Annotated in this window: 12 protein-coding genes; 7 read left to right on the plus strand and 5 right to left on the minus strand. The window is 57.7% G+C overall.

The features are described 5' to 3' along the window. Positions 1-2 precede the first annotated feature (2 nt). On the plus strand, positions 3-872 hold the full coding sequence (locus C3451_RS07180) for a helix-turn-helix transcriptional regulator (protein WP_045621291.1): 870 nt from the start codon (positions 3-5) through the stop codon (positions 870-872). Between the two features lie 153 nt (positions 873-1,025). Then, positions 1,026-1,628: a hypothetical protein gene (locus C3451_RS07185; RefSeq protein WP_022647329.1), complete on the plus strand. Its 603-nt coding sequence runs from the start codon at positions 1,026-1,028 to the stop codon at positions 1,626-1,628. A 27-nt stretch (positions 1,629-1,655) separates the two neighbouring features. On the opposite strand, the gene nfsB is transcribed toward C3451_RS07185, so the two are convergent. From nfsB to C3451_RS07200, 3 genes are all read right to left on the minus strand, one after another. Next, positions 1,656-2,309, minus strand: coding sequence for an oxygen-insensitive NAD(P)H nitroreductase (gene nfsB, locus C3451_RS07190; protein WP_045621293.1), 654 nt, complete (start codon positions 2,307-2,309; stop codon positions 1,656-1,658). Between the two features lie 120 nt (positions 2,310-2,429). Further along, positions 2,430-2,798, minus strand: a complete 369-nt coding sequence (locus C3451_RS07195) for an MmcQ/YjbR family DNA-binding protein (RefSeq protein ID WP_022647330.1) — start codon at positions 2,796-2,798, stop codon at positions 2,430-2,432. Beyond that, positions 2,788-3,378, minus strand: a complete 591-nt coding sequence (locus tag C3451_RS07200) for a TetR/AcrR family transcriptional regulator (RefSeq protein WP_023299509.1) — start codon at positions 3,376-3,378, stop codon at positions 2,788-2,790. The genes C3451_RS07195 and C3451_RS07200 overlap by 11 nt, the downstream gene beginning before the upstream one ends. Before the next feature lie 192 nt (positions 3,379-3,570). On the opposite strand from C3451_RS07200, the gene C3451_RS07205 reads away from it, so the two are divergent. Together C3451_RS07205 and C3451_RS07210 are read left to right on the plus strand one after the other, a co-directional pair. Continuing rightward, on the plus strand, positions 3,571-4,674 hold the full coding sequence (locus C3451_RS07205; protein ID WP_045621296.1) for a RomA family MBL fold metallo-hydrolase: 1,104 nt from the start codon (positions 3,571-3,573) through the stop codon (positions 4,672-4,674). Between the two features lie 32 nt (positions 4,675-4,706). Next, positions 4,707-5,048 (plus strand): RamA family antibiotic efflux transcriptional regulator, encoded by a 342-nt coding sequence (locus C3451_RS07210; RefSeq protein ID WP_017694370.1) that lies wholly within the window; start codon positions 4,707-4,709, stop codon positions 5,046-5,048. 106 nt (positions 5,049-5,154) lie between these two features. Here C3451_RS07210 and C3451_RS07215 read toward each other — a convergent pair whose 3' ends face one another. Continuing rightward, the gene (locus tag C3451_RS07215) at positions 5,155-7,299 is read right to left on the minus strand and encodes a TonB-dependent siderophore receptor (protein ID WP_124304271.1); all 2,145 of its coding nucleotides are present in this window, start codon (positions 7,297-7,299) and stop codon (positions 5,155-5,157) included. A 123-nt stretch (positions 7,300-7,422) separates the two neighbouring features. Here C3451_RS07215 and C3451_RS07220 point away from each other — a divergent pair, with 123 nt between their 5' ends. Beyond that, a complete protein-coding gene (locus tag C3451_RS07220) occupies positions 7,423-8,991 on the plus strand; it encodes an alpha/beta hydrolase-fold protein (protein WP_045621299.1) in 1,569 nt (522 codons plus the stop codon). Here C3451_RS07220 and C3451_RS07225 read toward each other — a convergent pair. Further along, on the minus strand, positions 8,977-9,225 hold the full coding sequence (locus tag C3451_RS07225) for a DUF1158 domain-containing protein (protein ID WP_003858875.1): 249 nt from the start codon (positions 9,223-9,225) through the stop codon (positions 8,977-8,979). The genes C3451_RS07220 and C3451_RS07225 overlap by 15 nt on opposite strands. 488 nt (positions 9,226-9,713) lie before the next feature. Between C3451_RS07225 and C3451_RS07230 the strand changes: the two genes are divergently transcribed. Together C3451_RS07230 and C3451_RS07235 are read left to right on the plus strand one after the other, a co-directional pair. Beyond that, complete coding sequence (locus tag C3451_RS07230) at positions 9,714-12,422, plus strand: cation-transporting P-type ATPase (RefSeq protein WP_045307909.1); 2,709 nt, start codon at positions 9,714-9,716, stop codon at positions 12,420-12,422. Positions 12,423-12,533: 111 nt separating this feature from the next. Beyond that, positions 12,534-13,598: an efflux RND transporter periplasmic adaptor subunit gene (locus C3451_RS07235; protein ID WP_045623549.1), complete on the plus strand. Its 1,065-nt coding sequence runs from the start codon at positions 12,534-12,536 to the stop codon at positions 13,596-13,598. Positions 13,599-13,607 lie beyond the last annotated feature (9 nt).

Below are 13,607 nucleotides of genomic sequence, written 5' to 3' on the forward strand. Positions count from 1 at the left end.
TTATGGCGCTGATGTCTGAACCTGTCACCTCTCTCCAGGATGACACCCGCAAGCAGCTGGGCGCGTTTTTGCGTGCCCGGCGCGAAAGCCTCGATCCGCAGCGGCTCGGCTTACCGCGTAGCGGCCGTCGCCGCACGCCGGGCCTGCGCCGGGAGGAGGTAGCGATGCTCGCGGATGTCGGTGTGACCTGGTACACCTGGCTGGAACAGGGCCGGGACGTCAATCCGTCCAGCGCGGTGATGGCCGCCATTGCAAAAGCGCTGCAATGCACCCCGACCGAAGCCCGGCATCTTTTTGTGCTTGCCGGTTTGCCGCCGGGCGAAGCCCCGCAGGCGGTGTGCTGTGAGGGGATCAGCGAAGGCACGCGTCGCCTGCTGGATACCCTGATGCCGAAGCCTGCCAGTATTCAGAAACCGAATTTCGATATCGTGGCGTGGAACGACAGCTTCGGACACCTGATGGGCGTCGATTTCAACGCTATCCCGCCGGAAGATCGCAACTGTATTTACCTGTTCCTCACCCATCCGGCGTGGCGCGCGCGGCTCGGCAAACGTGACGACGTGCTGCCGATTTTCGTCTCCTACTTCCGCGCGGCAATGGCTGAGCACCGTGGCGACCCGCTCTGGGAAGCGAAGCTGGCGCGTTTTTTTGCGGTGTCTGAGGAGTTCAAAAACCTGTGGCACCAGCGTAACGACGTGCGCGGCGTGGAGAACCAGCTCAAGCTGTTCACCCATCCCGAGCTGGGGGATTTTCATCTCCAGCAGATGTACTGGTACTCTGCGCCGCGAAACGGATCGCGGCTGCTGGTCTATTTACCGGTGGACGAGGCGGGGGAGAGGGCGATGGCGTGGCTGGAGGCGCAGGGGAAATAAGTTTTTTGCGAGGGGCTTTCAGGGAATAAGAGCTGGCTCTGCTAAGCGGATGAGACAGGTATAAGGTGGCGTTTAACTTAAACCAACCGACTGAATCGACATCATTTCGATGAGGGATTAAGTCGACTATACTCACGCCATGAGAAACAACAAATGTCGCCACTGATGATTGATTCCGCAGACTTCAGCCAAAAACTCGGCCTTATCTCCCGAAACGTCGAACACACCGAAGCGTTCCTGGCACGAGGTACGGCGGAATTTCATCTGCCGGGGTTTCTGCTGCCTGTGGGATACCGGCTCCTGAAATCGCGTTATGGTGATGAATATCGTCTCGTGACCACCGATGACGGCAAACCTTATACGGCGTATGCCGTAAAGCTTAAATTTCATAAAGAAATTACCTTTCCCCACGGTGCCGCCACGCAGGTGATGGTGTGGCGTACGCCACGTGCCGTTCATCAACGCGTGATAAGCGGGTTGCCACAACTCTTTTTTCAGTGGGTGCTAAGCGAATACGACATCGTTGTCTCTGACAGCGAACAAACGGGAGACGGGCAACGGTTCTGGCTGCGCATGATCGACTGGGCGTTTACCATGAACTATCGCATTAGCGTGGCGGACGGTACGGTGGGAGAAGAGTGGACGTTAACGCCCGTAAATTCCTACGCTGAGCTGGAAGAGCGCTGGATTGCTTTTGCCTGGGGAAACGATCGTGAGGTCCATCCGCATCGCAGGCTTGTCATCAGTAAAGCGTAACGGGCCGCATGCAGCGGCCCATTTTCATTAGCATTCAGTCACAATCGTGCTCAGCGGCAGGCGAGACTTCGGCAGCGTGGCATTGAAATCCTCAACGCTGTGATGCCCAACAGGCACCACCACCAGGCTGGTGAAGCCTTTCTCTTTCAGGCCGAACTCTTCGTCGAGGATTGCGGCATCGAAGCCTTCAATCGGCACTGCGTCCAGGCCCATCGCGGCCACGCCCAGCAGGAAGTTGCCGACGTTCAGGTAAACCTGCTTCGCCATCCACTGGTCGTCATCTTTCAGATCCACGCGGTGCATGTCGGCAAAATAGCAGCGGCCTTTGTGGTTCGCGGCTTTTGCTTCTGGCGTGGCGAAACGGCCGTCAGCCTCTTCCTGATCGACGACGCGCTCAAGCCAGGCATCGTCCATCGCGGTTTTCGCACAGAACACCACCACGTGAGAGGCATCCAGCATTTTGCGTTCGTTAAACACATAGGTGCCCGCCGCGGATTTTGCCACGCGCGCTTTACCCTCTTCAGTGCTGGCAACAATAAAGTGCCACGGCTGGGAGTTGGTGCTGGACGGGCTGTATTGCAGCAGCGTTTTGATTTTTTCCGCTTCTTCTACGGTCAGTTTTTTGGCTGGGTCGAACGCCTTGGTAGAGTGGCGTTTCAGGGCGACAGAAATAATATCCATAACAACTCCTGGTGATGAAATTCGCCCGCGGGCGGGCGTGAAAGGAAAGCAGATTACCGCGCGAAGCGGGAAAAGATAAGTGCGATTCGAGCGCTTATTCTGTTCGTCTCAGACGAACAATCAGGCTGGCCGAATCCACTTCTGATCTTTTTTCGGCAGTTTATCAACGACCAGATTCCACGAATCCGTAATCAGGTCGGTGACCAGTTCAGGCGTGATGTCGTCCGTGCCATAAAGGGAGATCCAGTGTTTTTTATTCAGATGGTAGCCAGGCTCCACGCCACGGTAGATCTGCTGATTGAGCAGTGATTTTTCCGGATCGGATTTCAGGCTGACGTGGGCCCGACCGTGAGCGGTCGCCATCAGCATAAAAATTTTCCCGCCCACCTTAAACACGTCATACTCCGGGCCAAACGGCCAGCAATGTTCGGTAAAAGGCATTTCCAGCGCGACGCGTCTGGCATGTTCCTGCAAGGCTTTACTGTCCATGGCTCTCTTCCTCAGCAAGCCCGCGCCACATGGCTTCAAAGCCCAGCGCTTTAAAATCGACGGCACGGGACGGATCGCGCGCGGCAAACTCCATGGTGGTTTCAGCCAGCGATAAGAATATTGCATCACCGAAGGTCTTAAACTCGTCAGACATAAACACCGGGCGCACCGAGCGGTGACACAGTTCGTGTATTTCCGGGAACATGTCTTTCACCGCCTGCTCGGTTTCAATGTTCAGCTTTTCACTGACGCCAATCTGGCGGATAGCCGCATGCGCCAGGGGGTTACGAATGCCCCAGTCCACATAGCTATTCCAGATATTACGGGTATGCTCTTTTGGCTGGGTGATGGTGCGATCGAGGTTCGCCAGCATGGTCTGGCAAAGATCCTGCTTCAGATGCAGATAGAGGGCATTCAGCAGATCGTCTTTGGTAGCAAAGTAGCGAAACAGTGTCCCTTCAGCGACGCCCGCATTACGGGCAATTAACGCCGTTGAGGCGGCAATACCTGACTGCGCAAACGCAGCCGTTGCTGCTTCCAGTAAGGCCTGTTTTTTATCTTCACTCTTCGGACGTGCCACTAAATTTTTCCTCCCGTCAATTGTAAAAACCCTGATTGAAACACGTGCTTTGCCACGCTGCAACGCGGAATGTCAAAGATCGAAAACCTTCTTGACGGCGTAATCATCCTATCTATAATGAGTGCTTACTCACTCATAATCAAGTTCAACCCGCGCAAACTATCGGACAGGGCGCGTTGGCGGGTCAGGATAATGAAAAAGCCTCTATTCATCTGCGTGGTGTTAGTCATGATTATTGCTTCAGCTGCCAGTTTACCGTTTGTACTGAATGCCGGATTTGGCCAGCCACCGCAGGGTGCGCAGCTCTCTGAAGTGGAGGCCTCTCCGCACTATCGCGACGGGCAATTCCATAACACGCTCCCTACGCCGGGCTTTACCGGGCAACAAAATATGCTGGTGGCGTGGTGGCAGTTTCTTACCCGTAAAACCGAAAACGCCCGTCCTGCGCAGCCGCTGCCGCTGGTGAAAACCGATCTGGCGAGCCTGTCGCCTGAGCAGGACACGCTGGTGTGGCTCGGCCACTCCTCCTGGTATATGCAGCTGGCGGGGCAACGAATCCTGATCGATCCGGTTCTGAGTAACTACGCCGCACCGTTCTCCTTCCTCAATAAAGCCTTTGCGGGGGAGTACCCGTGGCGTGCGGAGAGCATGCCGGAGATCGACCTGCTGATTATCTCCCACGATCACTATGACCATCTGGATTACGCCACCATCAAGGCGCTGCTGCCGAAGGTTAAGCGCGTGGTCACCCCGCTGGGCGTGGGTTCGCATCTGCGCTACTGGGGGATGAACCCTGAGATTATCGACGAGCGGGACTGGAACCAGTCGGTACGTATCAGCGATGCGCTGACGGTTCACGTGTTGCCTTCGCGCCATTTTTCCGGGCGCGGCATTAAGCGTAACCAGACCCTGTGGGGCAGCTTTATGTTTGTCTCTCCGGAGCAGAAGGTCTACTACAGCGGAGACTCCGGTTATGGCCCGCACTTCAAAGCGATTGGCGAGCAGTTTGGCGGAGTTGACTTAGCCATTATGGAAAACGGCCAGTACGACCAGGACTGGAAGTACATCCATATGCATCCGGCGGAAACGGCGCAGGCCTCGGCAGATCTCAATGCCAGAGCGGTCGTACCGGGACATAACGGGCGTTTTGTGCTGGCGAAACATACCTGGAACGATCCACTGATCCAGCTGGCGAAAGCCAGCAAGGATAAAAACTACCGGCTGCTGACACCGGAGCTGGGCGAGCCCGTGCGGGTGAGTGATACCACGCAACAATTTCGCGAGTGGTGGGAATAATGTTTAAGCGAGAAGCAGAGGGGGAGAGCAGTATGACGATTTCCGCTCAGGTCATTGATACGATTGTCGAATGGATCGATGACAACCTACACCAGCCGTTACGCATCGAAGAGATTGCCCGCCATGCGGGTTACTCAAAATGGCATTTACAGCGGCTGTTTATGCAGTACAAAGGCGAAAGTCTGGGGCGCTACATCCGCGAACGCAAGCTGCTGATGGCGGCGCGCGATCTGCGTGAGTCAGACGAGCGCGTTTACGATATCTGCCTGCGCTACGGGTTTGACTCGCAGCAGACGTTTACCCGCATCTTTACCCGCACCTTCAACCAGCCGCCCGGGGCGTACCGCAAAGAGAACCATAGCCAGACACATTAACATGTCGCGTGTAGGCCGGGTAAGGCGTAGCCGCCACCCGGCTTTTTTGTGGGCTCGGTGCCCGTAACTGCCCGGTGGCGCTGCGCTTACCGGGCCTACAAATCACTTACCACCGATAATTCACCGTCGCCGTCACCGTCCGGCCAATCCCGTAGAAGCACGCCGTATCGCTTGCGCATGACGCCACATACTTCGTGTCCGCCACGTTATTGACGTTGAACTGCACGCTTGCCCCTTTCAGGCTGCGGTTCATCTCGCCCAGATCATAGCGCAGCATCGCGTCATACAGATCCACCGATGGCACCTTAAAGGTGTTCTTCGCATCGCCGTAGCTGGTGCCGATGTAGCGCATCCCCACGCCAGCGGTCAGGCTCTTGAGCGCCCCGCCCGGAACGGTATAGCTGGCAAACGCAGACGCCATATGCGTCGGGATACGCGCCGGGGTCTTGCCCTCGGTGCCCGCCACCGTGGTGCTTTCGGTTTTTGCATCGGTGTAAGTGTAGGAGCCAATCAGGTTGATGTTATCCATCAGCGTGGCGTGGATTTCCGCTTCAGCGCCTTTCGAACGCACCTTGCCCGCATTTTCGAACCAGCCTTCAGCGCTGTTATAGGTCGCTACGTTGTCCTGAGTTAAATCGTACAGCGCGAGAGTCATCAGCGTGGTGTCGACCGGCTGATATTTCAGGCCAATCTCGGTCTGCTCCCCGGTAGTAGGCCTGAATGGCGCGACGCCCGGCGCACGATTGGTTTGCAGGTTCGGCTCAAACGACGTGCTGTAGCTGATGTACGGCGAGAGGCCAAAATCGAACGCGTACAGCAGGCCAGTGCGCCAGGTAAATTTGCTGTCGTTCTGCTGCGTAAAGCTATTATCGGTGAAGTCGTTGGTACGCACTTCGCTCCAGTCGTAGCGCCCGGAAACCAGCCACTCCCAGTTGTTCCAGCTCATCTGATCCTGAAGATACAGCCCCATCTGGTCGAGATTTTGCTGCTCGTCGTAGGCCGTTTTGAAGGTGCTTTCATCCACGTTCACGCCGTAAACCGGGGTTGTCCAGTCGAGGTCATACTGTGAGCCGCTCCCGCGCGCCAGCAGCTGTTTATCCTTGCTGGTCTTGTAATCAAACCCGCCGAGCAGGGTATGGCTGACGCTCCCGGTCTCCAGCAGATATTCCAGCTGGTTATCGAGGCCAAATTCATTGGTCGTGCGCTCTTCACGCTGGGCGCGACGGGTCAACACCGTGCTGTTGGCCGCGCTGTTGGCGTAAACCAGATAACGGTATTTCTGCTTGATGGTGGCGTAACGGGCGTTCTGGCGGAAGGTGAGGTTGTCGGCGAACTGGTGTTCCAGCTCGTAGCCAATCATCGTCTGCTCGCGCCAGGACTGATTGTAATTCGGATCGCTGACGTTAAAGTCGCGTGGGATGTACTTCCCGTCGACGCTTTTCACCGTGCCATACGCGGGCAGGAAGTTGCGGTATCCGGCATCCGGATCTTTCTGGTAGCTGGTCAGCAGCGTAAAGCGGGTCTGATCGTTCGGATACCAGGTGATCGCCGGGGCGATCGCCATCCGCGTCTCTTTATAATCGTCCACCTGATTATGCTGCGTACGGGCGATACCGTTCACGCGATACAGTACGCGGCCGTCGTCGCTCAGCCTGCCGCCGAAATCAAACGCACCTTCGGCGAGATCGTTATTGCCGGTGCGGAACTGCACGTTGTGAATGGCCTCCGCCGTCGGGCGCTTGCTGGTCATGCTGATTAACCCGCCAGGATTCACCTGACCAAACAGGACCGACGCCGGGCCGCGCACCAGCTCCACGCGCTCCAGCAGCCACGGGTCAACTGTGCCCGTCTGTGATGAGGCCGTTGCGCCAAAGCTTAAGCCGTCGAGGAATTTTGGCACGTAGCTAAAGCCGCGCACAAACACCTCGTCGTTACGGTTAGACGAGCCCCGGTATTCGGTAAACACGCCCGCCGAGTAGCGCAGCGCCTGCGAAACGGATGTGACGTCCTGCATGTTCATTTGATCGCGGGTGATCACCGATACCGACTGCGGCGTCTTCACAATCTCCGCGCTGGTCTTGGTGGCGGAGAGCGTTTTCGTCGCCACAATGCCTTTTACGGGCGCAGTGGGCTCTTCACTCACGCCCTGCGTCACCGTAATCGTTTCTTCTTTCGTTTCTGCCTGAGCCGCGACGCTGGTCGTCGCCAGACTCAGCAGCCAGAGCTGCATTATCTTATTATTTTTAAACATTTTTATTGAACGTCCTTGGTTGCTATCGCCATAAAAACACCGGTAAATCGCCGTTGATGATATTGCAAATTATTACCATTTGCATTAGCGTTGTTAACAAATTTCGTTGGGGAACAAGCGGTAATGAAGAGGGTATGGAGTGGGTTGCTGTTGGGGATCGGCGCGCTGCCCGCCGTGGCGGCAACGTGCGAGCAGTCGTCCCGGCAGGGCGATGTTCAGGGAAAGTTTGATGCCAGCGGCGAAGTCTGCTTCTCCCTGCCTGAACTGGGTGAAAATTACGTTTCCGCCACGCTGAATGGCGTGACGGATGCGCGCCTGCTGGATGGGCAAAACCGCCGCATCCGCACGCTGATCGAAAATGGTCCTGCGGACGGGGAACACACGCTGCTGTTTGCCCTGCCGGTGAAACAGAACACCTCGCTGGTGCTACACGGCGAAGCCGGTAAGCCGTGGCGTTTTCAGTGGCGGATGAAAGAGACCTCTCCATTACCACGCGTGCAGATGCTGGCGCCAGTAAGCCCGACGCTAAAGGCGCTGGCAAACGTCATTTCTGCCGGTGGAAGTACCGAGGCGTTCTGGCAGGCGCAGCGTCGACAGGGAACGCCAATGGTGGAACCAGTAGATGCGAGCCATAAGCGCGTGACCTTTCTGTGGCGCGGCGCGCGGGATAACGTCTTCATTCTCGGCTCTCCGGCGGGGGATCACGATCCGCTGTTCCGCCTGGGCAACAGCGACGTCTGGTTCCGCAGCTACGTGGTCCCCGCTGATACGGTGATGCAATATAAGCTCGCCCCCGATGTGCCGATCGTTGAAGGCTCTGCCCGCGATCAACGCCGTGCCATCCTGGTGAGCGCACAGGCCGATCCGCTTAACCCGAACACCTTTGGGGAGCAGAAGGCGGATCGATGGAACCGTTACTCGCTGCTCGATCTCAGCCCGGCGCGCTACTGCTCCGTTCAGGCCACGGCAAAGCCGCTGGTGCACGGGACGTTGAGCCGTCAGAGTTTTTCCAGCCACATCCTCGGCAACGCCCGCGACGTGATGATCTACAAACCGCGCGGCGCACAGCCCGCACGCTGGACGTTAATTCTGTTCGACGGGCAGATTTATCAGGACGAATACCATTTTGCCAACGTGCTGGACGGTCTGATTGCCCGGCATCACCTGCCACCGATTAACGTGGTATTTATCGACAGCCTCGATCACGCCCGTCGCGGCAACGAGCTGCCGCCGAACCCGGAATTTGCTGACTTTATGGCGCACGAGCTGCTGCCGTGGCTGCGCGGGCAGGGCATCGCGATGCAGCGGCAGAAAACGGTGCTGGCGGGGTCGAGCTACGGGGGAATTGCCTCGTCATGGGTGGCGCTGCGCTATCCGCGCCTGTTTGGCAACGTGCTGAGCCTTTCCGGCTCCTACTGGTGGGCGCCGAAAGGTGACGCCCCCGGCTGGCTGACGCGTCAGTACCAGCAGTCGCCGCCGTATCCGGTGCGCTTCTGGTTACAGGCCGGAAAGTTTGAAACCACGGGGCCGGGCGGCGGCATTTATCGCACCACGCAGGATTTTGAACAGGTGCTGAAGGAAAAAGGCTATCGCGTCAGCTTCCACCCCTCATCCAGCGGCCACGACTACGCGGCCTGGTGTGAAGCGCTGATCCACGGGATGCGCGATCTCACTGGCTTACGACGCCAGTGAAAACCAGCGGCGCCAGATGAAACGCAGAATAAAGAATTCTATGGCGCCGAGCACCAAAAACCACAGACAGAACAGAATGGTGTACAGCTGATTCAGATCGACCATATGAAAGGTCTGAACCAGTTTCTGCGCCAGCACCAGACCCAGCGACGGCGCAGGTAACAGCAGACAGGAGAGCAGGGCCATCAGCAAAATGCCCCCTGCGGTGAGCAGCGATTCTAACGGGTGTTTCATCGTAATGTTAATCGTGAGTTAAAAATGTCATTGTCCGGCATCCTGAAACGTAAAGCAATATCATCCCCACTGGCAAAATTGAGTGAAAGGCCACCGTTATTCTGCGAGTTAATAACGGAAAATAGATAATATTTCCGGGGCGATTAAATTAATATCGCGTAATGTAAATAAACGTCTTTTTCACGAAAATAATTTTACAAAGCTATAGGTGCTATATCCAATTAACGTCGCAATAACAATGGCTGCGACAATGTATAACGCCAGGCGCCGCCCGCGATAAATACCAAACATGCTTCCTCCTCGTTTAGTGTTGGTTTAGAAATATTTTGTAAAAATCAACGCGTCGAAATAATTTTAATCAGTTTTGAATAACCGGGTAGTCAATATATTGCGGTAGATCAATTTAACCCGCAAGACTTAAAAATGAATTATTTAAAGCCAGAAAGGAATTCCGGCTTCCGTCCACCGGATATTGAAGGAAAAATACCATGACCAAAAAAAATTTCTCGCAGAATATGCCACCCGCAGGCGGGCAGGCGTACCAGCAGACCGTAGAGCAGGTGCTTGCTCAGGCGCAGAGCCAGGCGAATGGCCTGGACCGCACCGAGGCGCAGGCACGTTTGCAGAAGCATGGCCCGAACGCGCTGCCGGAGAAAAAAGGCAAGCCGGGCTGGCTGCGTTTTCTCGCGCATTTTAACGATGTCCTGATTTACGTCCTGCTGGCGGCCGCCGTATTAACGGCTGTAATGGGACACTGGGTTGATACGCTGGTTATCCTGGGTGTGGCGGTAATCAATGCCTTAATTGGCCACATTCAGGAAAGTAACGCAGAAAAATCCCTGAAGAGTATTCGCAATATGCTCTCCAGCGAGGCGCGCGTAATTCGTAATGGTAACCATGAAACCATCCCGACGACGGAAATCGTCCCGGGCGATATTATTGTGTTGCGCGCAGGAGATCGTATTCCGGCGGATATGCGCTTAATTGAAGCGCATAATTTACGCGTGGAAGAGGCAATTCTGACCGGCGAATCCACCGTGGTGGATAAACACATTAATCCGCTGAGCGGTGAACTGCCGCTGGGCGACCGCACCAATATGGTCTTCTCCGGGACGACCGTAAGCGCGGGCGGTGGCGTTGGCCTGGTCACCGCGACCGGTAAGGATACGGAGCTCGGCCACATCAACCAGATGATGGCGGGCATTGAAAAGCACCGCACCCCGCTGCTGGTGCAGATGGACAAGCTGGGCAAAGCGATTTTCGCCATCATTCTGGCGATGATGGCCGCGCTGTTTGTCTTCAGCCTGGTGTTCCGCGAGATCCCGATGGGCGAGCTGCTGCTCTCCCTGATTAGCCTGGCGGTAGCCTCCGTACCGGAAGGTCTGCCGGCGATTATCTCCATCATCCTCTCTCTGGGCGTACAGGCGATGGCGCGTAAGCGGGCGATTATCCGCAAGCTGCCGACGGTTGAAACCCTGGGCGCGATGACTGTGGTCTGCTCGGATAAAACCGGCACCCTGACCATGAACGAGATGACGGTGAAAGCCATCATTACCGCCGATACGTGCTATCGCGTGGACGGCAACAGCTACGAGCCGGTGGGCAACCTCTACCTCGAAGGCAGCGACGAGCCGGTGCAGATCCAGCCGGGCACCGTGCTGGAGCAGTACCTGCGCACCATCGACCTGTGTAACGACAGCCAGCTGATTCAGGACGAGCGCGGCCTGTGGGGCATCACCGGCGGCCCGACCGAGGGCGCGCTGAAGGTGCTGGCGGCAAAAGCCCACCTCGCACCGGTCGAGACCACCCTGGTCAACAAGATCCCGTTCGACTCGCAGTACAAGTACATGAGCACCCACTACCAGATTGGCGGTGAGGAGCAGATTTTGATCACCGGCGCGCCGGACGTGATTTTCGCCCTGTGTGAGCAGCAGCAGACCCGCAACGGTGCGCAAGCCTTTGACCGCGCGTACTGGGAAACGGAGATGGAGCGCTATGCGCGTCAGGGGCTGCGCATGGTCGCCGCGGCGTTCAGGCCAGCGAACGGTGAGCAGGCACTGACTCACGACGACCTGAGCCACGGCCTGATCTTCCTCGGCATTGCCGGGATGATGGATCCGCCGCGCCCGGAAGCGATTGAGGCGATTAACGCCTGCCAGCAGGCGGGGATCCGCGTGAAGATGATCACCGGGGATCACCCGCAGACGGCGATGAGCATAGGCCAGATGCTGGGGATAACCAACAGCGAGCAGGCGGTCACCGGCTATGAGCTGGAGAAGATGGACGACGCGGAGCTGGCCGAAGCGGCGGTGAAGTATGACATCTTCGCCCGTACCAGCCCGGAGCATAAGCTGCGCCTGGTGAAAGCGTTACAGGACAAAGGCGAAATCGTCGGTATGACCGGTGACGGCGTGAACGATGCGCCAGCGCTGCGTCAGGCGGATGTGGGTATTGCGATGGGCATCAAAGGCACGGAAGTCACCAAAGAGGCGGCGGACATGGTCCTGACGGACGATAACTTCGCCACCATCGCCAGCGCGGTGAAAGAGGGGCGTCGCGTTTACGACAACCTGAAGAAGACCATTCTGTTCATCATGCCGACCAACCTGGCGCAGGGGCTACTGATTGTGATTGCGCTGCTGGCGGGGAACATCATTCCGCTGACGCCGGTACTGATCCTGTGGATGAACATGGCGACCTCCGCCACGCTCTCCTTCGGCCTGGCCTTCGAGGCCGCCGAGCGCAACATAATGCGCCGCCCGCCGCGTCAGACCGGGCAGCACGTGATGGACGCCTACGCCGTATGGCGCGTGGCTTTCGTCGGCACCATGATTGCCATCGCCGCCTTTGCGCTGGAAGCCTGGCTGGCACCGCGCGGGCACAGCGCGGAGTTCATCCGCACCGTGCTGCTCCAGATGCTGGTCTGCGCCCAGTGGGTGTACATGATTAACTGCCGCAACACCGAAGGGTTCTCCCTGAACCGCGGCCTGCTGGCGAACAAAGGGATCTGGCTGGTAACGGGCGTACTGTTCCTGCTCCAGGCGGCGATCATCTACCTGCCGTTTATGCAGATGCTGTTCGGCACCGAAGCACTGCCGCTGCGCTACTGGTTCGTGACGCTGGCGGTGGCGGGGGTGATGTTCTTCGTCGTCGAAATCGAGAAGCGACTGACCCGCAGGTTCCGTAAGGCTGCATAACTAAAACCTTACCCCTCACCCTGCCCTCTCCCCAAAGGGGAGAGGGTGTTCAAGTTCCCTCTCCCCTTTGGGGAGAGGGTTAGGGTGAGGGGAAAATACTGAGGTACTCCCATGAAATTCCCGCTCCTGCTCATACTCCTCGCCGCTACCCTGCCGCCCGCATTCGCCGCAGTCATTCCCGTGCGTGTCGCCACCGTGGAGCAAACCGCCCACGCCGCCGAACGTCAGATCCCGGGTCGCATCGAAGCGATTCACACCGTTGAACTGCGCGCGCGTACGGAAGGCGTCATCACCAGAATCCACTTTCGAGACGGCCAGTACGTGAAAAAAGGTGACGTGCTGTTCGAGCTGGACGACGCCGAGCCGCGCGCCGCCCTGCGCCTGGCGCAGGCCGAAGTGAAAAGCGCCGAAGCCACGCTGCGTCAGGCGCAACAGCAGCTGTCCCGCTTCGAAAGCCTGGGCAGCAGCAACGCCATCAGCCGCCACGACGTGGACAACGCCCGCATGCAGCGCGACGTAGCGAGCGCCGCGCTGGAGCAGGCGAAAGCCCGTCTCGACACCCGCAGCGTCACCCTCAACTACACGCGCATTACCTCACCGATTGACGGACGCGTGGGGCACAGCAACTTTCACGTCGGCAGCCTGGTGGATCCTGCCAGCGGTGTGCTGGTGGAGGTGGTCCAGCTCGATCCGATCCGCATCGCCTTTGCGCTGGAAGAGGGCGCGTTTGCCACCAAAGCCGGACAGCATGCGGATATCAGCGCCATGAAGCAGGCCTGGCAGGCGCTGATTGACAGCAACGGCCAGCGCGTCAGCGGGGAACTCACCTCCGTGGACAACCGCATCGACCCGCGTACCGCCAGCGTGATGCTGCGCGCCGAGTTCGCCAACCCGCGCCATCAGCTGCTGCCCGGCGGCAATGTGAACGTCTACCTGCGTCCGGCAAGCGAGCAGCCTGTCCTGACCCTGCCCGCCGCTGCCGTACAGCAGAATAGCGACGGGTTCTTCGCCTGGGTGGTTAACGCCGAGGATAAAGCCGAAATGCGTCCGCTTAAGGTCGCCGGGCAGATGGGCCAGCAGTTCCAGATTGCCTCCGGCGTTAAGCCCGGTGAGCGAGCAATTACTGACGGTGCGCAGCGCGTGCAGCCAGGCGCTGCCGTTCATATACTGAATTAAGGAGCCATC

It is taken from the genome of Enterobacter sp. 301B, from assembly GCF_003850715.1.
Classification (GTDB): Bacteria; Pseudomonadota; Gammaproteobacteria; order Enterobacterales; family Enterobacteriaceae; genus Enterobacter; species Enterobacter intestinihominis.